This is a genomic window from Burkholderia sp. BCC1998 (assembly GCF_905339875.1).
Lineage (GTDB): Bacteria > Pseudomonadota > Gammaproteobacteria > Burkholderiales > Burkholderiaceae > Burkholderia.
This window is the reverse complement of sequence record NZ_CAJPHE010000002.1, coordinates 217,157-241,391: the sequence shown is the minus strand read 5'-3', so window position 1 is coordinate 241,391 and position 24,235 is coordinate 217,157. Positions and strand designations below refer to the sequence as shown.

11 protein-coding genes are annotated in these 24,235 nt (G+C 68.7%); 4 read left to right on the top strand and 7 right to left on the bottom strand.

Annotation, left to right across the window (positions count from 1 at the left end):
• Positions 1-44: 44 nt before the first annotated feature.
• Positions 45-12,437 carry an LWXIA domain-containing protein gene (locus U5A56_RS04360; protein ID WP_321921033.1) on the bottom strand — a complete coding sequence of 4,131 codons (12,393 nt, stop codon included), beginning with the start codon at positions 12,435-12,437 and terminating at the stop codon, positions 45-47.
• 569 nt (positions 12,438-13,006) lie between these two features.
• Here U5A56_RS04360 and U5A56_RS04355 point away from each other — a divergent pair.
• The gene (locus U5A56_RS04355) at positions 13,007-14,266 is read left to right on the top strand and encodes a porin (RefSeq protein ID WP_321921032.1); all 1,260 of its coding nucleotides are present in this window, start codon (positions 13,007-13,009) and stop codon (positions 14,264-14,266) included.
• A gap of 83 nt (positions 14,267-14,349) precedes the next feature.
• Here U5A56_RS04355 and U5A56_RS04350 read toward each other — a convergent pair whose 3' ends face one another.
• From U5A56_RS04350 to U5A56_RS04340, 3 genes are read right to left on the bottom strand one after another with little or no spacing between them, the layout of a single operon-like run.
• Complete coding sequence (locus U5A56_RS04350) at positions 14,350-14,475, bottom strand: hypothetical protein (RefSeq protein ID WP_268906942.1); 126 nt, start codon at positions 14,473-14,475, stop codon at positions 14,350-14,352.
• A gap of 21 nt (positions 14,476-14,496) precedes the next feature.
• A complete protein-coding gene (locus tag U5A56_RS04345) occupies positions 14,497-15,540 on the bottom strand; it encodes an NAD(P)-dependent alcohol dehydrogenase (RefSeq protein WP_321921031.1) in 1,044 nt (347 codons plus the stop codon).
• Between the two features lie 2 nt (positions 15,541-15,542).
• Positions 15,543-16,742 carry a cytochrome P450 gene (locus U5A56_RS04340; RefSeq protein WP_321921030.1) on the bottom strand — a complete coding sequence of 400 codons (1,200 nt, stop codon included), beginning with the start codon at positions 16,740-16,742 and terminating at the stop codon, positions 15,543-15,545.
• 200 nt (positions 16,743-16,942) lie between these two features.
• Between U5A56_RS04340 and U5A56_RS04335 the strand changes: the two genes are divergently transcribed.
• From U5A56_RS04335 to U5A56_RS04325, 3 genes are all read left to right on the top strand, one after another.
• Entirely contained in the window at positions 16,943-17,992 is a 1,050-nt protein-coding gene (locus U5A56_RS04335) for an AraC family transcriptional regulator (RefSeq protein ID WP_321921029.1), read from the top strand.
• Between the two features lie 335 nt (positions 17,993-18,327).
• Positions 18,328-18,819, top strand: a complete 492-nt coding sequence (pal, locus tag U5A56_RS04330; RefSeq protein WP_044844571.1) for a peptidoglycan-associated lipoprotein Pal — start codon at positions 18,328-18,330, stop codon at positions 18,817-18,819.
• 300 nt (positions 18,820-19,119) lie between these two features.
• Complete coding sequence (locus U5A56_RS04325) at positions 19,120-19,293, top strand: hypothetical protein (RefSeq protein WP_185643512.1); 174 nt, start codon at positions 19,120-19,122, stop codon at positions 19,291-19,293.
• 95 nt (positions 19,294-19,388) lie between these two features.
• Here the strand turns inward: U5A56_RS04325 and U5A56_RS04320 are convergent, their stop codons facing one another.
• From U5A56_RS04320 to U5A56_RS04310, 3 genes are read right to left on the bottom strand one after another with little or no spacing between them, the layout of a single operon-like run.
• Positions 19,389-20,648 (bottom strand): cytochrome c, encoded by a 1,260-nt coding sequence (locus U5A56_RS04320; RefSeq protein WP_321921028.1) that lies wholly within the window; start codon positions 20,646-20,648, stop codon positions 19,389-19,391.
• Positions 20,645-21,361, bottom strand: a complete 717-nt coding sequence (locus U5A56_RS04315; protein WP_321921027.1) for a (2Fe-2S)-binding protein — start codon at positions 21,359-21,361, stop codon at positions 20,645-20,647. Before U5A56_RS04315 ends, U5A56_RS04320 begins: the two co-directional genes overlap by 4 nt.
• Positions 21,358-24,234, bottom strand: a complete 2,877-nt coding sequence (locus tag U5A56_RS04310) for a xanthine dehydrogenase family protein molybdopterin-binding subunit (RefSeq protein WP_321921026.1) — start codon at positions 24,232-24,234, stop codon at positions 21,358-21,360. The genes U5A56_RS04315 and U5A56_RS04310 overlap by 4 nt, the downstream gene beginning before the upstream one ends.
• Position 24,235 lies beyond the last annotated feature (1 nt).

Here is a 24,235-nt window from a genome sequence, read left to right as displayed (position 1 = left end):
TGTCGCTTGCTTCCGCCCCGCACACGTTCCGCGCGCCGCCCTCGTCACCCGACCACGACCAGCTGCCCCGGATCAATCTCGCCCGGCTTGCTCGCCAGGTTCGGGTTCAGTTGCAGGATCTCGTTGAGCGCGACATTGATCCGCTGACCGTCCGACATCCGCTGCTGCTGGTCGGCCGGCACGTGTGCCGCGGCAAGCAACGATCCTTCGTGACTTTGCGCGATCGTCCACAACGAATCGCCGGCCGCCACGGTCACCGTCAGCGGCGTGGGCGCGGGGCTCGGTGCACCCGTCGAAGGCTGCGCCGGTTGCGATGACGTACCCGACGGCTGCGCGCTCGCCGACGCCGATGCCGTCGCCGATCCCGACGGCGTTGCCGACGCATTCGGCTGCACCGGTGCGCTCGTCGTGCCGGGCGACGGCGCAAACGACGCACCCGGCGTCGGCGCCCCGGCACTCGAACCCGACGGTTTCGGCGACGAACCCGGCGCCTTGTGTTGATCGTCCGACGCGGTTGCCGACGTGTACAGGCTGATCCCCTGCATGATCCCGAAGATCGCCACGGGCGCCAGCGCGATGCCGGTCGGCAAGCGCTCCATCCACGGCGTCGCGTTCGGGAAATGCGAATGCAGCCGCCCGGCGCCGAGCAGCGCGCCGGACATCGCGGTCAGCGTGCCGGTCACCGGATCCACCGTCAGCGCGGTATGCACGCCGGTTGCGATGCCGACCGCCGAGGTCAGGTAGTCGCCGGTCGCGCTCGCGATCCGCGCCAGCTGGCTGCGGTTCTCGGCATTCACGCCGCGCAGGCTGCCCTTGTAAACGATGCCGGTGTAGACGGCGCTGAACGCGCCGCCGATCGCCTGTCCGCCGGCCAGCAGGTCGCCGTGCGTGATCGCCCTGAACGCATTCATCGTGATCGAACCGCCGTAGCCGCCGAGCGCCAGCACGCGACCGACGCGGCCGACCGAATGGCGCGGGCTGCCGTGATGCAGCAGCTTCAGCGACGTCCCGCCGACCACGCCCTGCATCTGCGCGAGCATGTCGGCGGCGATCGCCTTCGTATGCGCGACGGTATCGTCGAACGACAGCATCCCGTCGTCGTTCAGCGCGCGCAGCTGGGCGGCCATCGCCTTGCCTTCGTGCGCGATCTGCTCCAGCTGCGCGCCGCGTGCGTCCACGTCGAAGCCGTTCGCCTTCAGTTGTGCCTGCAGCCCGCGCACGAGCCGGTCGACGACGCGATCGAACACGCGCGGATCGCCGTTCTTCAGGCTGGCGACCGCGCCGTGATGCAGCGCCTGGAACACGCGCCCGACCCGCAGGCCCGCATACAGCGAGTTCGTCGCGGTGCGCACCGACTCCCGGCCGACCGCGACGAGCACGCCCGCGCCGGCGCCGCCGGTCACGGTGGCCGCCGCGATGTCGCCGGCGATCCGCCTGGACGACGGCGGCGGCGTGTTCTCGCCGATCGGTTCGTCGTGCACCCGCAACGCATGCAGTTCCGCCTGCGCGCGCTTCGCGTCGGGAATGTCGACCTTCGCGAGCTGCGCCGCTTCCCGGCGGCTCGTGCCGATCGGCTTGGTGCCGTCGTTGATCAGCGCCGGATCGTGCACGACCGCGCGCCAGTGGTCGAGCGGGTCGGCGGCGGCCGGCCGCTTGCCGGTGGTCACGCGGTCGGGCACGCCGGCGCCGTAGTCGGCCAGCCAGCGGCCGCCGAACCTGCGTGCGCCCTCGTCCGTCCCGGTGCGCGGCGGGTTGCCGTCGGCATCCCACAGCGGCATCGCATGCTCGATCGTCGCCTTGCGCGCCTGGTTCAGCCAGACGGTCGTGTTGCCTTCGTAGAGCTTCTGGCGCAGCGCGGCGATGTCCGCGGGCGTCATGCCGTCCGCGGCGCCGAGCCGCTCGACTTCCGCGAACAGCAGCTGATGCTGGTTCGCCAGCGTCTGCTGGTCGACCCGCTCGAACACGCGCGTGAGCGCATCGGCGCCATGCAGGCGGTCGATGATCTCGGGCCGGTTGCGGTTCTCCACGATCAGCTTCGCGAGCGCGCCGGTGAGATCCTGGTTGCCGATGAAGTCGGCGCCGTGGGTGCCGTACGACAGCCCCATGTGCACCCATTCGAGCCCCTTGCGCTCGAGCACCGCGCGCAGCAGCTTCTCGTGTCCGCCGCCCGGCACCGATTCCGGCACCGCGTCCCAGCCGTGGAACGTGACCATCACGTTCGGCGCCTTCGTGTCGGGATGCGCGTTCGACCAGCGTTCGAGGGCGGTCATCACACGCACGTAATCGTGATACGTGTCGTTGGTGCCCGACTGGAACCGGTAGTCGGCGCCGGACACGAGCGCGCGCGACGGCGCCGTCTCGAGCCGGATCGCGAAACCGGTGCGTGCGGCCTCGTCGAGCCAGCGATGCAGATGCGCGAGATCGTCGAGCGCGAGCGCCTTCCCGTCGGAGCCCGGCGCCGGATGGATCATCCCGTTCTCGCCGTCGAACACCGCGTGCTTCTGGTCGCCGAGCGCGCGTACCGCGCGCAGGAAATCCGGATCGTGCGCCTTGCCGAGCACCGCCGCGAGCGAATGCGGATCGATCACGAGCGTGGCGACCGGCATCACGCCGCCATACCGTTCGACCAGCGCACCCATCAACGCCGGATCGTCGCTCAGCGAGAACGAGCGCGCCATCGGCACCATGCGATCCTGCAACGCTTCGCTCGAGCGCGTGAAGATCTGCCGGATCCGCTTGTCGGCGACGGTCGCCGCGCCCAGGTTGCGCGTCCGCGCGCGCAGCTTGCCCGGCACCGGCAGGAACCGCGATGCGGACGTCGACACGTCGCGCGCGACGTACAGCTTGTTGAGCAGCGTGCGCCACATGCCGACGTCGACCATCACGGCCTGCGGCTCGCCCTTCAGCACGAGGTTCACGTCGCCGGGCCGCTGCGCCTGCTTGTTGTATGCCTCGATCTGCTGGTGCGTCGCGAAATACTGCTCGGGCTTCGCCGCGCCGTGGCGCAGACTGAACTCGACGGAGGTCGCCGACGACAGCCCCGGCTGGTACGGCTCGATCGACAGCGGCTCGGGCGCGGTGCCCTTGCTCCTCAGGCGCCGCAAGTCCGCGAGCACCTCGTTGTAGCCGTGCCGCGTGCGGGCCGCGAGCGCGCGGAACGGCGCCGAGTGCAGGCCGCGCGCTTCCGCCGCCTTCCATTGATCGTGCAGCGCCTTCGCGCGCGCTTCGAGCGCGGCGACGCGCGTCGGCCGCGCGCTGTTCAGGAAATCGCGCGGCGACAGTTGCGTGAGCAGGAAATGCACGTCCGTGCCGAAGCGATCGTTGCCGATCGGCATGGCGTCGAGCGGCACGCCCGGATGGTTCTTGTTGCTGACCTGCGGGATCTTGTCGAACCAGCGCATCTCGCCATCGCGCTCGGCGATCACGCCGAGCGGATCGCCGAGCGCCTCGGCCACCGCGCCGTCGGTCCTGAACACGTAGATCACATGGCGGCCGCCGTCCAGCGCGCCGTTGCGGATCGCGGTCAGCAGGTGCGACACGCTGTTGCCGCTGAAGTCGACCGCGTTGAGCGCGGACTTGTCCGACGGCAACAGATGCGGATCGACCGGCGCCAGCGGCGCGGCGTTCGCGTCGTCGCCCTGCTCCGCGCGCGATAGCGGCCGGCGCACCGGCACGATCGACTGGAACAGGTCGCCGGCCGAGCGGATCGGTTTCTTCTCGACGGCCGGGGCCGCCTTCGCCGGCCGGAACCCGCCGATGCGGTCGACGGTGGCCGGCGCCACGTCGCTGACGACGAAGCGGATCCCGCGGCGCGGCGACCGGCCGACCGGAATGCCGCCGCGGCGGCGGCGCCGGAACACCGTGCGCAGATCCTGCTCGGGAATCTCCGTATCGCCGACCGACGCCTTTTCGAAATATTTCCACTCGTGGTTTGTGTTGCGCTCCGCATGGCCGAGCACCTTGCCCGTCTCGTCGTCGACCACGTGAATCCAGCGCTGTGCGCCGGAGACCGCACGCACGGCCTGGCGCGGCCGCTTGAAGACCGGCGCGTCCTGCAGCTTCGACACGTCGCCGGCGAGCGTCGTCTCGATCGCATGGCCCGAGCCCGTCACGTCCCACGAAGTCTTGCCGTCCGGCGTCTCGATCTTCGACGGGCCGCCGAACGCCACCAGTTCGTCGTGCGCGACCGGCGACACATGGAAATCGAACTTGCCGCGTGCGCGTCGGCCGCCGCTGTTGGCATTTTCCAGCGCCTTGGTGAGCGCGGGCGGCACGCGCTTGCCGTTCAGCATCCGCACCGGACCGAGCGCGCCGTTCGCGTCGGTCTCGAGCACCGCGACGAAGGCCGGCGGCGTATAGGCCGCGGCGCCGTCGGGCGGCGTGTGATGCGCGGTGACCAGCACATGCGCGTTGGGGCCGAGCTGCCGGGCGAGTCCGTCCAGCGTGGGCGCATGCCGGCCGTCGACACGCGTGAGCGTGCGGCGGCCCAGGGTGTCGAGCCAGTCGGCGGCGCGCGCCTGATGTTCCGCCTCGACCGCCGCGGCACCCTGCGGCGCGGCCGGGGCGGCTGAATGACCGGAAACGGTAGCCGGGGTCACTGCAGCGGACGGGTTGCTTGCCGGGTCGCCGGACGGGCTCGCCAGACGGCCGGCCGGCCCCGCGTGGCCGAACCTCGGCCAGGTCGGGTTGCCGTCGACCGCGCCGAGCGCGCGCGTTCCGCCGGCATGCACGGCCGCATAGCCTTCCGGCAAGCCGGAACGATCGACGCCGACGAGCCGGTACGACACGTCGCCCGTCGCCGCATCGCGGGTGCGCACGACGTACATGTCGACGCCGGCCGGCTTGAACAGCGAGCCGCCGTCGGGCGTGGTGATGCGCAGCGCACTCGCCGGATCGTGGCCGAGTGTCGACAGCAGCGCGACGTCGGCCGGTGCGGCGGCCTCGACCGCGGCCAGGTGCGCGGTGGCGCTGGCCGCGACGCGTTCCGCCGGCGTCAGGTCGCCCTGCGCGAACGCGGTGTCGGCCGGCAGCGCATCGGCCGGCACGTACGCGTGATTGCGCGGCCCGGCTTGCGCCGCATCGAGCGCCTGCCCGAAATCGTCGTGCGCGACCGTCCTCACGCCGTCCGGCAACGCGCGCCGCGCGTCGGCGGCCGTGCGGCCCGTCGCGTGCGCTGCCGACGCCGTCGCATCCGGCACCGTGCCGCTGAACCGGAACCAGCCCGCCTCGGGATCGAGCGCGCCGAAGTCGGTGCCGCTGCCCAGCACGATGCTGCCGTCGGCCGTCACGAATTCGACGCGCAGGTTCGTCAGGCCGGCCGCGTCGAACGCCTGCATCACGTCGTCGATCACGCGGGTCGGCTCGGGGCCGTCGAGGAAATAGCTCGGCCAGTGCTGGCTCACGGTGCCGCCGGCCTGCGTCACGCGCGCGGCATCGCCGATCACGCCCGGCCGGTCGGCCAGCGCGCTGCGGAACGGATGATCGAGCGTGACCGATTCGAACGTGCCGTCCGGAATCGGCGTGAAGTCGTAGCCGGGATCGGCGAACGTCGGATCGGGCACGCGCGGCACCGTCGGACGCGCCGGCCGCTCGACTCGTGGCGGCGGCGCCGTATGCGCGGCGCTCGGCGCCGGTTCCGCGTCCGGTCCGGCGGGCAGTGTCGGGCGGCCCGCCCGCGCGGGATCGCCGACGAAGCGCTGCATCGGCAGGCGATCGGTGTCGACCTCGCCGGTCCGGCGCGTCACGCGCACGGTGGCCGAGCCGTCCGGCTTGACGAGCAGGATGTCCTGCGGCGCCCAGACCGACGTCGGCCGCCCGGTGAGTTCGGACAGCCGCTGCGCGAGCGCGGCCGCGAACGTCCCGCTCGCGGCCCGCACCTGGCCCGGCGCGACGCGCAACGGATCGTGCTTGTCCGACCCGCCGAAACAGGAATACAGCGTCACGTCCTGCCCCGCCTCGAGCTGCGGCGCGACACGCTCGGCCACCTCGTCCGGCGTCACCGGCCGGCCGTCCGGGCCGAGCATCGCATCGGCCGACATGCCGTGTCCGAACACGACGTGATGGCCCGGCGGCGACATCAGCCCGCGCGCGCCGACCGGATGCAGCGGGTCGCCGGCCGGCATCAAAAGCGTGTCGGCCGGACGCAGGAATTCGGGGTGCTGCGTCGCGTCGACGCCGGTCACGTCGTCGAAGCCCGGTTGCAGTACCGACTCGCCGCGAATCGTCGTCGTCATCACGCCGTCGTTGGCGATCGTGCGGTCCGTATAGACGCGGCTGTTGTTCCGGTACGTCTTCTGCGGAATCCCCGACAGGCCGTCGTCGGCGTCGGCCTCGGCGGCCTGCTCGGTGCGCGCGGCCCACTCGTCCGCCGTGAAGATCTGCCCCGGCACCACGTCGACGACAGGAACCGGCTCGTCGACGGGCGGCTCGCCCGCGTCCGGCTCCGGCGCGAGACGCGGATGCGCGCGGGGCTGCGGCTGGGCCGGCCCGTGTGCCGTCGCGCCCGGCCGCGCGGCGTCGCCCGGCGTGCCGGTGTTGCCGCGCCGCCCGCTGTCGGCGTCCGGATCGATCTGTGCGTCGATCGGGCGCACCGGTTCGACCGGCGCGCCGTCGTACCCGTGCGCCACCGCGCCTTGCACGGGTTCGCCGCGCCGGGCGAACACCAGCGGCGGTTCGTTCGCGTCGGGCGCCTCCGGGATATGCAGGTAGAGCCGCGTCGACACATCCGGATCGTGTGCCGGCACGACGATGTCGTCGCTGTTCGGGTGCAGTTCCAGCGCACCGGTGCCTCGTATCGAATTGGACGCGATCGACGCGATCACGGGCACCTGAAGTTCATACGCGAGCTCCTGCGCGAACGGGTAGCCGCCGGAGCCGAGATAGCAGCCGGTCAGCAGCACGCCGTTGCCTTCCGTGTAGGCCGGATCCTCGAGCAGGCTGCGCGCGAATTCCCTGGGCGACATCGTGTTGCCGTCTTTCGTGATGGCGATCGCGCTGTCCCAACTCACGTCGCGCGGCTTCGTACCATGCGATTCGGCGATGTCGAAGCCCGACACCTTCAGGAACTGCCGCGCGGTCGCGTGGCCCAGCAGGTTCACGACATTCGAGCCCGGCACCGGCCGCAATTCCAGCGGATTGACGCGAACCGGCTGCGCGCGGCCCGGCGAGAACTTGCCGTTCACGTCGGGTTCGATCTGGAAGCGCGCGAGCCGGCGGCCCGGATCGGGGATCGCGCGCCGCCAGCCGGCCGCGTCGTCGTCGCCGAGCCGGCCGAACACCGGCGCCTGGATCAGGTCCGCGAATTCCTGCAGCAATTCGGGATCGGCGCCGCTGTGCGGCCCCTCCAGCGCGATCGGCGTGCCCGGCGTATAGCCTTTCCACGCCAGTTCCTCGAGCGCGTGGGTCATCTCGAGCGCGCTCGCCGGGCGGCGGCTGCGCGGATTGATGACCGCGCCGCCGCGATTCGTCAGCACGCGCCAGACGTAGACGCCGAGCGGCACGCGCGCGTCGCCCGACGCGCCGCTGGCGCCCCAGCGATTCGACACCGGGCGCGGCGCCACGGTGCTCCAGTCGACCGCGTGCGCGCCCTGGTCGATGACCGCCAGCGCCGGCGAGAAGCGGTAGGTGCGCGGCGCATGCTGCACCGAATGGTCCGGCTTCCCCGCGAGACTGGGGGCGCCGGGCTCCACCACGATGCCGGTCGTATAGCCGGAGTCCGGGCTGCCGTCGCTGCGATAGCGCGGCGAACGCCACGCGACGAAGCCGCTTGCGCCGTACACGTCCACCCCCAGCACGTTCGCGAGCAGTTGCGCGAGCGGGCTTACCCGCGTACCCGCGCCGCATGCATAGAGGATCACCGGCGATTTGCCGTCCCAGCCGCTCTGGCGCACCAGCTCGGCCAGGTCTTCGGCGCTCATCGGCTTGCCGGTCGCGCTCGCGAACGCGTCGGACCACGCATGCGCGTACACCGCGAAGTAGCCGGGCGGCACCGGCATCAATGGCCGCTCGCCCGCCGGCAGCCGGTTCTCGGGCTGGTCCGGATGGTTCGAATAGATCGCGAGGTCGGCTTCGCGGCGCGGATACGCGCCCCATTGCGTTTCGTCCATGCCGGGCGGCGCGTTGATCACGTCGACACGCCGGCCGTCCTCGCTGCGGATCAGCGGCTTGGCGGGATCGAACCCGCGCGGGTACATCACGCGCAGCGTGCGATCGTACGCGTCGTTCATCGACAGCATCAGCGCGTCGCCGGCGTCGTTGAGCCCGACCCGGGCGACCACCGCTTCGGGCGGCACCGTACCGTCCGCGGCGAGCGCACCGTGGTCGACCAGCGCGACCTGGTAGCGGCGCGCCGCCACGCCGCCGCGGGCGACCATCATCGCGTCGTGGAACGACGCGTAACGCGTGACGCCGATCGTACCGTCCTCGCTGGAGGCGGCGGCCGCGAGCTTCACCGGATCGTCCCCGGCCGCCGCGCGCCGCGCGTCCGCGTTCGCCGCCCGGATGTCGTCTCCCAGGTTGCCGCGTTCGGTCGACGGGAGTCCGTCTTCGTCCGGCTTGCGCACGTTTCCTTCGCCGTCCTCCAGCGCGTACACGTAGTATTCGACGTCCTCGAGGCGGTTGCCGCTGTCGAGAATCGACCCGACCACGCCGGCCAGCGCGTCCGGATCGGCCGCCACATGCGCGGGAATGGGCCACGACGCGGGGCGTCCCGCCGTGGCCGGCGTGCCGGCCCCGGCCGGCGTCGCATCATCGCCCGCGATCGCGGCGGCAACGGCCGGCGTCGCTTCGCCGTCGATCCCTTCGGCATCGGGCGCGAGCCGCAGCAGGATCGCGTCGCCGTCGTCCGGCGTGCCCTGAGTGCGGCGCGCGCGCAGCCACGCGGTGAAGCGCGACCGCAGGCCGCCTTCCGCCGGCGACACCGGCTCGCCGTCGCCGGCGGGCTCGCCGAAGCTGGCCGCCTGTTCCTCGGCGTGCTGCCACGGGTTGCCGATCTCGCCGACCGCGAGGCGCTGGTTCGCCAGCCCGTTGGCGAACATCGCGTTCGCCACGTCGATCGCGATCGGCCGCTGCGTCGCCGGCGGGGCCGGCGTCTTCGTGATCGCCCGAATCGGCCGTTCCATCAGCGTATGCGAGCCGAGGCCCATCTGCGCGACGCCGATCCCGAGGTTCAGCAACTGCTGTGCGCGATCGGAGTCGGACATCGCGTCCCAGTTCTTCACGAGCGACACGCCCTGGTCGACCATCTGATAGCCGCCGATCGCGCCGCCCGTGACGTTGAGCACGCCGGCCGTGCGGCCCGTCGTCTGCGCGACCGACTGGAACGCATCGGCTTCCTGCGCGAAACGGCCGAGACCGGCCACGTCGGCCGTCACGCCCTCGCCGCGCGATGCCAGCGTGACCATGTCCGAGACCTGGCCCGTCGTGCGCAGCAGCGACGACGCCTCCGCGAGCGACTTCGCCGCGACGCCGAGCCCGCCGCCCGCGATGCCCGCGCCGCTGCCGATCAGGCTGATCCAGTCGCCGCGCGCCTGCGCATTGCCGAAGCCGATCGACTGCCCGTGCTCGCTCAGATTGTTCAGGTCGCCGATCGCGGCCGGCACGCCGACCGCCATCCCGGCGCCGACTGCGGTCCACGCGGCGCCGAGCATCAGGCCGCCGACCGGCGCACCGATGCCGCTCGCGACCAGCACGACACCGCCGGCCGCGGCGAGAATGCCCGTGCCGATCTCGAGATAGTGTTCGACGTGCTGGTACCACTCCGTCTTGTGTGCGTCGATCGATTCGTATTGCGCGTAACCGCCGGACGCCGCGCCGTTCGTCAGGCTCTTCGGCACGTACAGCTTGCCGTCGTCCGACAGCGCGTTGTTGTGCTGGTAGTCGTCGACGGTGTCGTACTTCCAGCCACGATCGTCGATCAGCTTGATCTGGTCCGGATGGTTCGCGACCTGTACCTTGAACAATGCGCTCGGCGCGGTACCGGTCCCCTTCGACACGTAGTAGATCGGCACCAGCGACACGACCGCGTGGTCGCCGCCGACCTTGCGGATCTGGTCGACGACGGTCTGGATCATCTGCGTCGCCGCCGAATTCCTCGCGTACAGCGACCGACTGTTGACCGCCACACCGTTCTGCAACTGCCCGTTGCCGACGATCAACTGCTCGAGCATCGCCATCGACGGCACGTCGTTGCGGTCGGTCGGCATCGCGGCCGGATCGTCCGGCTGGATTCCGAGCCCCGCGCCGACGAAGTTCGTCATCTGGTCGGAGCCGGTGGTGAACGTGTAGGACTTGTCGTCGAAGTTCTTCTGGAAGTCGTCGAAATACGCGTTCAGCTGCTTGTCCGGATCGGCCTGGAACAGCTTGTAGCTGGCGTTGGCGGCGTCCTTGTTCTGCTTGTTCTGCGCACTCTTGGTGCCCTGGTCGTAACGCAGCTTGAAGTCGTTCGCGAAGCCCGCCTGGAACCGGTCGTCGTTCTGCATCTTCGACAGCAGCGCCTTCGACAGCGCCGGATCGACACCCGACGACAGCGCCTCGCGCACCGTGTCGAAACCGTAGCCGGTGTTGCTGCCGCGCAGCGTGTAGATCAGCGTCTTCGCGTTGCCCTTGTCGTCAAGCAGCCAATTCGCGACGTCGTCCTCGCGCCGCACGGGCACGCCGCTCGCGGTCGGCTGCTGGTCCGCCAGCCCGACCGCCTTGCTGAGCCCCTTGTAGAACTCGGTGCCTTGCCCGTACGGCTGCGGCGTGCCCGTGTTCGTCTGCATCCACTTGTTGCCGAAATCGTGCTCGACGGTGTCGAGCACGACGCCCGCGAACTCGGGCGGCGCATTGTTCAGGATGTCCTGCATCCACTTGCCGGCCTTGTCGGCGTTCATCGTGTCGTCGTAACGCGCACGCATGCTCGCCTGATCCGTTGCATCCGCATCGGGCTTCTGCATCAGCGGATCGATCTGCGAATGGATGAACTTCGCGTCGAAATGCGGCTGGCCGGCCTGGGTCCACAGCGTCTGGCGCTCGTCGAGCGAGAACGACGCGTCCATGTTGGTCTTCAGCACCTCGAGTGCCGCGCCGGGATTGCTGCCCGGGCCCTGCATCAACTGCGCGACCTGCTGCTTCGTGTACTGCAGCCGCACCTCGGGCGCCGCCGCAAGCAGCGTCTGGATCTTCTGGTAACCGGGATTGTTCTTGTCCGCCTGCGCCTGCGCCATCGCGTACGCGAACACGCCGCCCGCCTGGTCGATCTTCGCGTTCAGCGCCTTCGCGTCCGCGTCGCTCTTGCCGTCGGTGCTCACCGGAATGCCCGTCAGCTTGACGAACGCTTCCGCGAGCGGATTCTGCTGCGCGAGCGCCTTCTCCTGCGGCGACAGCTTCGGATCGTTCGGATCGACGGTCACACCGGTGTCCTGCAACAGCGCGAACGTGACCGGATCGGATTGCGCGAGCTGCTTCATCTGCGACGACAGCGACGGATCGTCAGGGTTGATCGTCGCGATCGTGCGCTTGAGCTGGCTTTCCTCGCCCAGCGCGTCGACGAGGCCGGTGTACCACATGCCGTCGTGATTCTGCTTCACCGACGCGACGACCTGCTTCTGCTCGTCGGCCGTCACGTAGGTTAGTGCGGTGTCGTCGCCGCCCGTCACGACCTTGTCGTACTGGCTCTGCGCCTGCGCCAGCGCCTGCGTGACGTCGGCCTCGTCGGCACGGCGCAATCCGCCCGGCTCCTTCTGCCACGCCGCGTAGTCGGCCTTCGCGTCGTTCAGGCGCAGCGTCGCGGCCGACGTGCTGTACTCGTGGCGCAACGCGGTGGTGAGGGCCGTGTACGCGTTGTTGGCATTCGTGTCGGCCGTGCCGGCCGCCTGGCGAAGTTGCACGCCGGTGTCGGGATCGGCGCGCCGGACTCCGCCCGGCAGCGCGTCGTACTGCTTCACGTCGGCGTTCGCGGCCTGGTCCTTCTGCATCGCCAGCGCGAACTGGAACGCCTTCACGTTGGTCGCCCGCTCGGGCGCCGATTCGGCCGACACCGCCTTTTGCGCATCGTCGAGCACCGAGCCGAGCACCGGATCGTTCGGCGTCGCATTGCGCAGATCCGAGGCCACGCCCGCGATCGCCTTGTTCGTGTCGCCGCCGCCGTCGGCCGCGACGCGCATCTGGTTCTCGACGGCCGCCTGCACCGAGCCCCATGCCGCTTCGGCCTTCTTCACCTGGTTGTCGAGATCGGCCTGCGACGCGCCCTGGTCGTGCAGGCGCTTGAGTGTCGCCATTTCGGCCTGCGCGAGCTGCAGCAGGCGCTGCGTCTCGGCCTGGGCGGCCGCGAGGGCCTGCTGTTCCGGCGTCTGCGCCGGCGGGGTGCTGCCGGCCCCGTTCGTCGGTGCCGGATCGTTGTCATCCTGCGGCTGCGGCACGTTCACCGGTCCGCCCCCGCCCACAGCCATCAACACCATGTCCGTTCTCCCGCGGCATGCGTGACGTGCCGGCACAGCGGCAGGCGGGCCACGCGCAATGATCCATTGTGCCGAACGGGCGCGCGTGAAAAAGCCGCGCATTACGTAGTCGCCGGGCCGGTTGCGGCAGCGCGGGAAGACCCGCGCTACGAACGCAATCAACCCGATGCCGCCATTCGGTCGTTGCCGCTTCGGGCGGAAAATTTTGCTGGCTGCCGCGCATCGGGTCAGAAATACACGATGCCGCCGACCGGCGACACACGACCTTTCGCGACGCGTCACCACCCCGCCGCGCTCCGCCGCCTGCTCCTGACCGCGCCGACGCTCACGCTGAACCGCCCCGGCGCTGCCGAATCGTTCCGCACGCGAGACGGCCGTATTTCGCGCAGATTCGACCGAAACACCCCGCGTCGAAACGCCGCGATTCCACGCGATCCCGCAGAGGACCTTTCCTGTGCAGCGCCTTAATCGCCGGTCGCACGTTCTCCAATAATGCCCACTCGATCCGTCGGCCCGCGCGCCGATACGACCCACCGGCGATCGGGCCGGAGACCAACGAAAAAAGTCATATGCATTCCTATAAAACAACCAAGCCCGCCGGCGTGCGCGTCGCCGTGCCGCTTGCCGCCCGCCGCGGCCGTCGTACCGGTGCGCTCCCGCTGAGCGTAATTGCCGCCTGTGCGGCCGGCTTCCTGATTCCCTGCGTCGCGCGAGCACAGAGCAGCGTGACGCTGTACGGCCTGATCGATACGTCGATCACCTATGCGACCAACCAGCGTACGCAAGGCGCCGGTTCGCCGGGCAGCGGCAGCGTCGCAATGACGAGCGGCGCGTTGAACGCGTCGCGCTGGGGGGTGCGCGGCCGCGAGGATCTCGGCGGCGGGACGGCAGCGGTCTTCACGCTCGAGAACGGCTTCTCGGGCACGACCGGCAAGCTGTCGCAGAAAGGCGTCGACCTGTTCGGCCGTCAGGCGTGGCTCGGCCTGAGCTCGCGGACGGCCGGCACGCTCACGTTCGGCCGCCAGTACGACCTGATTCTCGATTTCGTGACGCCGCTCGGCGCGTCGGGCCCCGGCTGGGGCGGCAACCTCGCGGTGCATCCGTACGACAACGACGACTCGAACCGCAACCTGCGCATCAACCATGCGGTGAAGTACACGAGCCCGACGTATCGCGGGCTGACGCTCGGCGCGATGTTCGGATTCTCGAACACGGCCGGCGCGTTCTCGAACAACGCCGTGTGGAGCGCGGGGCTCGGGTATGCGAACGGGCCGCTGAAGCTCGGCGCCGGTTACCTGAAGATCAGCCGCGACCGCAACGCGCCGAATCCGGACGGCGCACTGAGCACGCTCGACGGCTCGGCGACGATCACGGGCGGCAACCAGCAGATCTGGGCCCTGGCCGGCCGTTATGCGTTCGGCCCGCATTCGGTCGGCGCCGCATGGTCGCACTCGGCCACCGACGGCGTGAGCGGCGTGCTCCAGGGCAGCGGCATCACCCCGCTGAAGGGTGAATCGCTCGTGTTCGACAACTTCACGGTCGACGGCCGCTACTTCGTCACGCCGGCGTTCAGCGTGGCCGCTGCGTACACGTACACGATGGGCCGTTTCGACACGCGCACGGGCCAGACGCGCCCGAAATGGAACCAGGTGGTCACGCAGGCGGACTACGCATTCTCGAAACGCACGGACGCGTATCTCGAAGCCGTCTATCAAAGCGTGAGCGGCGGCAACGGCAACCCCGCGTTCAACGCGACCGTCTGGACCATGACGCCGTCGGCCAACAGCAACCAGGTCGTGGTCGCGCTCGGGCTGCGGCACAAGTTCTGAGTGCGCCGGCGACGCGCGATACGCCCGCACCGGAAGGTGCGGGTCACGCATATCACCTGAAACCGGTCATCCACCTTCCCCGGCTACACAACGACGATCCAATAAAGGAAGCCGCACACGCCTTCAAGCGTGTGCGGCACGAAGCCGTGGGGAATCAAACACGGCGATCCGCGCACATGGATCAATTTGCCGAGCGCGTGATCGGTCACGAGGGTCTCCCAACGACCTGCCTACCCGTCATGCCCGATCACCACCTTACCGAGATGCGTCTGGCTCTGCAGATAGCGATATGCGTCGGGCGCGCGCCCGAACGGAAAGCGCTCACCGATGATCGGGCGAAGGCCATGCTGCTCGATGGCTCGGTTCATCGCTTCGAAATTTGTCCGGCTGCCCGCGTGTACCGAGACGACGGTCAGATCACGCACGAACATCGTGTAGAACAATTCGGATACGGTACCGGCCTCCTCGCCTTGGGCAAGCAATCCCATCAAGATCAGCCTTCCCCCGATGCGCGCAGCCGCACACGAATTGGCGAGCGTTCCTCCACCGCCACTGTCGACCACGACGTCGGCGCCACGACCGTCCGTCAGTCGCAGGACCTCGTCCGCCCAATCGGGGCATGCCTTGTAGTTGACGATCTCGTCCGCACCCAATGCGCTCAGCCGCTCGCCTTTTTCAGCACTTGACGTGGTCATGATGACTCGGGCGCCGAGGCGCTTTGCGAACTGCAACGCGAACACCGCAACGCCGCCGCTCCCCTGCAGCACCACTGTGTCTCCTACCGTCACCCGTCCCTTGCCGACGATAGCCATCCATGCCGTCACACCGGCGGTTGGAAGCGTCGCGCCTTCCTCATAGGACAGATGCGACGGCAGGCGTACCAGGCCTTGCTCGTCCAGGACGACAAACTCAGCAAGCATCCCGTCGATGCCGCTGCCGAGGTCCGTCTGCGCGCCTTCGTGCCGGTAATCACCGTCGATCCAGTCCTGACGGAAGATCGCGGCAACGCGCTCGCCGACACGCACACGCGTCACGTTCTCCCCGACCTCGACGACCTCGCCGGCGCCATCCGACAACGGCACTCTCCCCGGCGGCAGATCTGCGCCAACCGGAATGCCACGCATGACCAGAAGGTCGCGATAGTTCAACGCATTGGCGCGCACTCGAACCAGAACCTGGTCGACTCCGGGCCTGGGTCGATCATGCTGTCGTATCCGGATGCCGTCGATCGTGCCGTAGTGCTCGATGTGGTACGCACGCGCTACCTGACTCATGCTCATACCTCGATGAAGAGACTGCGAAACCCATGCATGCCGGCAAGCAGGCCACGTACGGCGCGGGTTTTGTCCACCTTGTAGTCGGGGGCGTGGCTCAGCAGCCATTCGAGCATCATTCGGCTTTCCAGCCGAGCCGCGTGCATGCCAAGACATACGTGGATGCCTGATCCAAACGCAACTTGCGGTATGAAAGCGCGTTCGACGTCGAATTCATCCGGGCGTTCGAAAGTACGTTCGTCGCGATTCGCGGCCTGATAAAGGAACATCACCGCCTGACCAGGCCGAATCGTGTGGCCATGCCACGTCACGGCATTCACCGCCCGGCGTCCAAGCATTGGAGCGGGCGCATCGAAGCGCATGGCTTCCTCCACCGCTTTCCCACACAGTGCGCGATTGCTCGCGACCTTGGCGCGCTGCTCGGGAAACTCGGCCAGCCAGTACAACAGACTGCCGAAATGCTTGGGAAACGTCTCCATCCCGCCGATGAAAAGCGGCAGCGCGTTTTGCGCGACCGTCAGGTCGTCCAGGCGGTGCCCGTCGATGTCTGCCAGAAGCAGCATCCCGATCACATTGTCGGGCGACGGACCTTGCTTGCGGTGACGGTCCACCAGTCGCAGAAAGTAGTCGATCAACTGGCCTCCGGCCGCGTCGGCGCTGGTCGCCGATGCATCCGAAGTACCCTGCGGCGGAATGTCGTGGAAGAACGGCTCGAACACCTCGACCCACTTCACCAGCATCGGTCCGTCCTCGAGCGGAATGCCGGTCAGGTGCGCCGCGACGTCCGTCGCGACCGGTAACGCAAATGCCTTGACCGCATCGAATTCCCCTTGGCTCAGCAGCGGTGCGCCGTATTTCTCGATGCGCTCGGCGATGAACGCCGGCAGCCGCGCCTGTACCTCGGTCGGACGGAAGGCGGAGGCAACCGCTTTACGAAAGCCGGTATGCTCGGGCGGGTCCATCGACATGAACGTACTGCTGTCCGGGATCAGGCGCTTCTTCAGCAGATTGCCCGTGGCAATGCCGGCTTTCGCCGTGTAGTTCTCCCGATCGAGCGAGGCTTTCTGAATATCGTCGAAGCGTGACAGCACCCACGCGTCGTACTTTTCCATGTAATAGGCGGGAGCCTCATCGCGCAATTGGCGATACGCGTCCCAAGGATTTTTCATCAGTTCCCGGTCGTAGGGGTCGTAGTACACCATGTCAGTCTCCTCACGAGGATCAGGGGCGTCGATGGCGATATCGGCACCGAGCCTGGTCGAGATATGAGGTGCCATTTAATGACAGTGCGAACCACCAACCAAGGCTGGAAACAGGCAATCCACCGGACAAAAACGATCAATGCTTGACGCGTGTGCCAGGCCAGCACAAGCTCGATGTGCTGTTCAGACATGAGGCCATCATGCACAAGCGCGAATTCTCGAACACGATTCCGATCGGTTATGCCCAGCCCTTGCTCAATGAGCTCAGGAAAATGGGCGGCGACGTGCTGCCCGAACTGTGGCGAAGCGCTGGAATCAATACGCCACTGGACGCCGTGCTGAAAGGCGTGGTGGCCGCATTGCCGACACCGGAGTTTTCGCGGCTGTATCGACATGGCATCGGCACGCTGGAAACATGGTGCTGCGAGCGCGACGGGCATCGGCCGCTCGGCATCCTCGCGGTCAACATGCTGTGCTACTGCGTGATTCACTGCTCGACTTTAGGGAAGGCCGTAGAACGAGCGGCGCGATTCAACGAAGCCATGGAGGAACGCGGCGGCCGGCTGGCGACGGTCGAGTATGGTGCGACGGCGCAGTTCACGATGGAAACCCGGCGTGGCAGCCTGGACCATGCCGCGCTACTGGTCGATCTTACCGGCCTCTATTTCTACCATCAGCTGTTTTCCTGGCTGATCGGCCGCCCGCTGAATCTGAAGGAAGTGGCGCTCGCGTATCCGCCACCGGATCCGTTGCATCAATTGATCGACGTGTTCGGCGCGCCACTGCGCTTCGATCAACCGGTCAACTCGTTCAGCTTCCCAGCTCGTCTGCTGAACCATAAGGTGGTCCGTTCGTATTCCGAGCTGGAAGCCATCATCGACTACTTTCCATTCGATTTCGGTCTGGCAGCGATTCCCGAATTCAAATTATCGGATCAAGTGCGCCTGCTGTTACTCGACGCGCTGCAGCACCGAGGGGACGCACCCAGCTGCGAAACCGTGGCTCAGCTGTTCCACATGAGCACGGCGACACTGCGTCGGCGCCTGCGAGCCGAACACTGCTCGTACGGAGACTTGCGCGCGCTCTGTCAGCTTGAGGCCGCGCAGCATCTGCTCACGTCCACCGATATGCACCTGGCCGACATTGCAGCGCGGATCGGGATGAGCAGTGACCGGGCGTTCCGACGTGCATTCCGGGACTGGATGGGCATTGCGCCATCGGAATATCGGCTGGGCGCCAACAAGTCCTGAGCGCGCCGGCGACGCGCGACACGCCCGCACCGGAAAGGCGCATCACGCATGCGCGGCGCATGCTGCGCGCGTTCGCGCAAGCAAGAATGCGTCCTGCGTCGTTTCCGCGCGAAAAAGACGAAGAAACTGGTCACGCTGTGACATTTTTCCTAATCTTGTTGCAGCGGCGCCGTGCGTCGGCGTCTGGCCAACACAATCTTTCATCTGGCACGCCGCCGGCTTACGAAAGCGCATCGCGCACGGAAGCCGGCGCTTTCGTGCCGTCTCGCCGCATGCGTGATGCGGCAGATCGCCCGCACCACGCTTTCCATGCAGTCAACCGCAGGAGACGCACGATGAGCAAAACGAACCGATTCGCGGTCATTGCGGCGTTCGCGCTGCTGGCGGGTTGCCACCACGCGGCGAAAACGCCCGAGAATGCCGAGATGGCGCCGGCGCCATCGAGCGAAGCGGTCGCCACGGTGGCGGCCGACGATCTCGACAACCCGAACAGCCCGCTCGCGAAGCGCAGCGTCTACTTCGATTTCGACCAGTACTCCGTGAAGCCGGAATACCAGACGCTGCTGCAGGCGCACGCCGACTACCTGCGCAGCCATCCGTCGCGCCGCGTGCTGATCCAGGGCAACACCGATGAACGCGGGACGTCCGAATACAACCTCGCGCTCGGCCAACGCCGGTCGCAAGCCGTGATGAGCGCGCTCGAAACGCTGGGCGTGCAGGCCACGCAGCTCGAAGCGGTCAGCCTCGGCAAGGAAAAGCCGGTCGCGCTCGGCCACGACGAAGATTCGTGGGCGCAGAACCGCCGCGCCGATCTCGTCTATCGTTGACCGGATGCCGCCGCGACGGCGACATTCCGGCCCCCGTCCCCCGTTACCTGTCATGCGGCGAATCGCCGGGGCGCCCCGGCTGCGTGCTCGTGCCGTGGGAGCGCGTGCGCCGCTACGCGAGCACGGCGCCGCCCGACGCGCGTGCGCCCCGCGCGCCGATTCGTGTCGCTATATGCCGCGACGCGCCGATACCCAAAAAACATGGAATAAACCGCCTGACGGAGACGTTTCGTCATCGCGCGGTCGCCGGTTCACGCGAACCGCCCTGCCGCGCGGCCTGCGCGGTCCAAGGAGAGTGAAATGAAATCGGCAAGATTGGCCGCGGCGCTCGTCGCGGCGCTGATGCTGGTGCTGTCGGCGGGATGTACGTCGTCGGGCAGCGGGATGTCGCAAGGATCCGGCATGAGCCGCTACGGCGGCGCGGGCGGCAACGGAGGGGGTAGTGGTGGCGGAGGAGGAGGCGGCGGCTACTGAAACACCGCCTCCCGGAATCGGGCGAGGCATCGCGCGGGAACACGGCCGGGAACCGGCTGCGTTGCGCGCGACGCCCCGCCCTGCCGCTCGACGGCTCAACGCATGGCCTTCACGTCGGCCGGCGTGACGCTCGCGGGCTGGCCGCCCCACGTCGCGCGCAGGTAGTTCGCGAGCTGCGCGAGTTCGTCGTCGCTCAGCGTGTGCGAGAAACCCGGCATCGGCTGCAGGTTTTCGTAGCCGGCAAACTTCTGCTCGTCGACGCCGTCGAGCATCGCGACCAGCAGGTTGCGCGCGTCGCCCTGACGCAGCGTCGAATTGCCGTTCATCGGCACCGCCACGTGCGGCTTGCCTTCGCCGTTGAAGCCGTGGCAGCCCGCGCACACCGCGAGATACACCGAGCGGCCGGCCGCGAGCTGCGCGGCGTCGGCCGACACCGGCTTCACCGGCTGCGGTGCCGGCGGCGTATCGCCGAGCAGGTACACGGACAGCGCGCGCAGGTCGTCCTTCGCCAGGTACTGCGTGCTCAGGTGCACGACCGGATACATTTCGCCGAACGCCGAGCCTTGCGGCGCGATGCCGACGCCGAAGAACGTCTGCAGGTCGGTGCCCGTCCAGCCGCGCGCGGCGAGGCCGGCCGGCGTGATGTCCGGTGCGGCCACGCGGCCGAGCGCCGCGCCCGCGAACGGCTTCGCGCCGTCGAGCTGGCCCGTGAACGCACGCGGCGTGTGGCATTCCGCGCAGTGGCCGAGCGCGCCCGCGAGGTAGCGGCCGCGCTGCCAGTCGGCGGACTGGCCGCGCGACGCGTCGGGCAGGCTGTCCTTCAGGAACACCATGTCCCAGAACACCATGCCGAAGCGCAGGTTGTACGGGAACTTGAGTGCGTGCGCGCGGTTCTCCTGCGCGACCGGCTTCACGGTCCTCAGGTACGCGTACATCGCGTCGCTGTCGGCGCGCGTGAGCTGCCGGTACGACGTGTACGGCATCGACGGATACAGCCGCTTGGCCGGAGCCTTGCCGTCGTGCAGCGCGGCGTAGAAGTCGTCCGCGCTCCAGCTGCCGATCCCGTGATCCTTGTCGGGCGTGATGTTCGAACCGTAGAACGTGCCGAACGGCGATTCGAGCGGCGCCCCGCCGGCGAACGGTGCGCCGCCCTTCGCGGTGTGGCACGCCGCGCAGTCGGCGGCCTTGACGAGATAGCGGCCGCGCGCGACCGGGTCGGCACCGGGCGCGCCGGAAGCCGCGTTCGAGGCAGGCGCGTCTTGGCCGCCGCAGGCGGCGAGCAGCAGCGCGCAGGCGGCCGCGAGCGCGGGCAGGCCCGCGGCCCGCGCGGCACGATGGGCGAATGTGCGTTTCATGCGGCGTCCTTCACGAGTCCCGGCGTCGTCAGGATCACGTCCTTCACGGCCTGGTAGTAGCGGACGTAACCCGTGCAGCGGCAGAGGTGTGCGTTCAGCGCGTCGGTGATCGCGCGCTCGACGTCGGCCTTCGCGACCGGCTCGCGCGCCAGCCGCTCGATCAGCACCGTCGCCGCGTTGACGAAACCCGGCGTGCAGTAGCCGCACTGGAAGCTGAAGTGCTCGAGGAACTTCTGCTGGATCGGCGACAGTTCCACCACTTCGCCGGCTTCGTTGCGCTTCGCGTGGCCTTCGATCGTGCGGATCGAACGGCCGTGGAAGAAGTGCGCGCCGGTGATGCAGGTGCGCATTTCCTCGCTGGTGCCGTCCGGCTTGTCGACGATCACGACGCATGCGTGGCAGATGCCCTGCCCGCAGCCGAGCCGCGAACCGGTGAGGCCCGCGTACTCGTGCAGGAACTCGATCATCATCAGCCCCTCGGGCACCTGCATAGGGCCGACGGACTTGCCGTTGATCTTCAATGACAGCGGCTTCAGCTGAAAGCGCACGAGCGGACGCTCGACGGCGGCCGGAGCTGCGGCGGATACAGCCGATGCAGCCGGCACCGCGGCGGATGCGGATGCCGGCGCGGCCGAAGCCGCGTTCGGCGCGGACGCGGCGGTCGCGGCCGCGCTGGCGCTCGCGGCCGACGCGGCGGTTTGGGCGGTCGTCATGCGAGCACCTCCTGAATCTTTTGCGGGGTCACCGGCAAGTCGGTGAAACGATGGCCGATCGCGTGCGCGATGCCGTTCACGATCGCGCCGACGACAGGGATCATCACCACTTCGGCGACACCCTTCGGCGGATCGGTCTCGGACAGCGGCGGCAGGATGTCGCCCGTCTGCGACCACACGGCGACGTCGCTCGCGCGCGGCAGCTGATAGCGGTTGAAGTTCCACGTGCCGTTGCCCGGGCCGTCTTCGTAGAGCGGCAGGTACTCGTGCAGCGCATGGCCGATGCCCATCGCGAGGCCGCCCTGCAGCTGGCCCGACACGAGCTGCGGCGAGATCTGGTTGCCGCACTCCATGATCGAGTGATGCGTGAGCAGCTCGACCTTGCCGGTCGCTTCGTGCACGGCCAGCTCGACGAGCGTGCCGACCGCCGTGTAGTACGTGACGGCCGCGTTGTTGCGGCTCGTCGGCGGGATGAACACGCGCTTGCGGTCCAGCACGCGATAGCCGTTCGCGGTCGGCGCCAGCGTGCCGCGCAGCGCGGTCGCGCCGGCCGGCGCGACGGTGCCCGGCAGCGGGCCGTCGGCGCCCGACTTCGGCGCGCCGACACGCAGCGACAGCCCGTCGATCGGCAGACGCTCGACCGCGCCGCCCACGTCGAACTCGGCGTCGGTCCATTGCCAGCGGTTGAACACGTGCACGACGGCGCCGGTCGGCAGGCCGAGCGCATGCGCCTGCTTCGCGAGCTGCTCGAACGTCAGCGGCTCGAGGCCGTCGGCGCTCAGCTTGCCGTCGACCCAGCGCGCGTCCTCGATGCGGATCGTGTACGGCGCGGCCTGGCCGCCGCCGAGGCCGCGCGTCCAGATCGACATCGCGGCCGGCCACAGCCCGTAGCGGAACACCGCGCGCGCGGCCTCGCGCGTGCTGTGCGTGAAGTAGTACGCGGAGTTGGTCGCGCTCGACGGCGACGCATAGCCCGGCGACCAGCGCGGATTCGCGCTCAGCCGATCCTGGTCGGCCTGCGACATCAGGTACGGATCGCCGCTCGTCTCGACCGGCAGGTCGGGCCATTCGGTCACCGCGACGCGCACCTCGGTTGCCGGACGGCCGAGCCACTTCGCGACCGCGACGGCCTGCGACGTCGACATCCCGGTGCCGATCTCGGCAGCCGTGTGTTGCAGCGACACCTTGCCGTGCTCGTCGAATTCGACCTTCGCGAACGATGCCTCGGCGCCCGTGCCGAAGTCCTTCTGCACGCACGCGAAGCCGACACCGTAGCGCTTGCCCGGGTTCGCGGCCTCGAATTCGGCCTTGCGCGCCGCGCGACGCGTCCACAGCGGATGCTGCCTCGCGCGTTCCAGCACTTCGTCGACGCGCAGCGCGCCGGCGGGAATCGCGCCCTGGGTGTTCTTCATCCCCGAACGCAGCGCGTTGCGCAGGCGGAATTCGATCGGATCGAGGTTCAGTTGCGCGGCGATCTCGTCGACGGCCATCTCGGTCGCGGCCATGCTCTGCAGCGTGCCGTAGCCGCGGGCGGAGCCGGCATCGATCGCACGCGACGCGATCGCGACCGCCGCGAGGTCGCTCTTCGGGAAGTAGTAGATCGATTGCGCGGCCGTCGCGCCGACCATCGCCACCGACGGCGAGAAATTCGAGCGCCCGCCGCCGTTCGCCTCGAAGTCGCCCTTGAACGACTGCAAGAGGCCCGTGTTGCGGTCGACCGCGATCCGGTAACGCATCCTGAACGCGTGACGCTTCAGCGACGTCTGGAACTGCTCGTAGCGGTCGTTCGCGAACCGCACGGGGCGGCCGTCCGCGTACAGCGCGCAGACGAGCCCGTAGAACGGCACGTTGAAGTGATCCTTCGAACCGTAGCCGACCGTGTAGCACGGATGCACGAACAGCTTCTTCACCGGGAAACGGCATTTCGCGACCATCGCGGCCGCGTTTTCCGACACTTCGAGCGGCGACTGGGTCGGCACGACGAGGTGCAGCGACTGCGTCGCGGCGTCGTACCAGCAGTTCGCGTTGTCGGGTTCGAGCGCGGCGGTGTCGACCGACTGCGTGTTGTACTCGCGGTCGAACACGAGCCAGTCGGCCGACGGATGGTCGAGTTCCGCGGCGATCTGGCCGGCGAGAAACATCCCCTGCTCGTCGAGCTTGCCGTGCTCCTTGCCGTCCGGCCAGACCGGCAGGTGCTTGCGCATCATGCTCGGGAAGATCGGCGCATCCTTCAGGCTCGAATAGAGATCGTCGTCGTAGGCCGTCTTGCCGCCCACCCGCACGTAGCGGAACGTACCCCACGGATCGCGCTCGAGCGGGCCGGTGACCGCGCCGTAGCGGATCACATCGTCGCGGAACTTGAGCGCGTTCTTCGCGAAGCGGAAGCGCGCGAAGTCGTGGTAGATGAGGATCGCGACCGCATGGCCGAGATACGCGGGCGTCTTGCCGGCGGGCAACAGCATGTCGTCGCCGTAGAACGTCGGGAACGCGACGCCGTCGCGCGCGAGATCGTCGGCCGTGACCACGCGGTCCGGCTTCAGCTCGTCGCCGAGCAGCGACAGGTCGAAGCCCTCGTAGGTGCGGTCGGCCTGCGTGACGCGCAGGATCAGCGCGTGCGACTGCTGCTGCGGCCAGTGCGGCATGTCGGCCGCGCGCACGTCGCGGGCGAACACTTTCGAGCCCGTGACCTTCGCGATGCCGTCGATGCGGAATTGGGGGATGCCGGTGACGCTATCCCATTTGACGGGAGTGAGGAGTTTTTCTTCGAAGAGCGCCGCGAACGCGCGGCTGCCGATGGGCGCGACGTAGACCGCGACGCCCGCCAGCACGCTGGCTTTCAGAAAACCCCGCCGTGACAGGCCGTGGTTTTTCATT

Coding starts and splice junctions, on each gene's coding strand:
- U5A56_RS04345 (WP_321921031.1), bottom strand. CDS start 15,540: ATGAGTCAGGTAGCGCGTGCGTACCACATCGAGCACTACGGCACGATC.
- U5A56_RS04340 (WP_321921030.1), bottom strand. CDS start 16,742: ATGGTGTACTACGACCCCTACGACCGGGAACTGATGAAAAATCCTTGG.
- U5A56_RS04310 (WP_321921026.1), bottom strand. CDS start 24,234: ATGAAAAACCACGGCCTGTCACGGCGGGGTTTTCTGAAAGCCAGCGTG.
- U5A56_RS04360 (WP_321921033.1), bottom strand. CDS start 12,437: ATGGTGTTGATGGCTGTGGGCGGGGGCGGACCGGTGAACGTGCCGCAG.
- U5A56_RS04325 (WP_185643512.1), top strand. CDS start 19,120: ATGAAATCGGCAAGATTGGCCGCGGCGCTCGTCGCGGCGCTGATGCTG.
- U5A56_RS04320 (WP_321921028.1), bottom strand. CDS start 20,648: ATGAAACGCACATTCGCCCATCGTGCCGCGCGGGCCGCGGGCCTGCCC.
- pal (WP_044844571.1), top strand. CDS start 18,328: ATGAGCAAAACGAACCGATTCGCGGTCATTGCGGCGTTCGCGCTGCTG.
- U5A56_RS04335 (WP_321921029.1), top strand. CDS start 16,943: ATGCACAAGCGCGAATTCTCGAACACGATTCCGATCGGTTATGCCCAG.
- U5A56_RS04355 (WP_321921032.1), top strand. CDS start 13,007: ATGCATTCCTATAAAACAACCAAGCCCGCCGGCGTGCGCGTCGCCGTG.
- U5A56_RS04315 (WP_321921027.1), bottom strand. CDS start 21,361: ATGACGACCGCCCAAACCGCCGCGTCGGCCGCGAGCGCCAGCGCGGCC.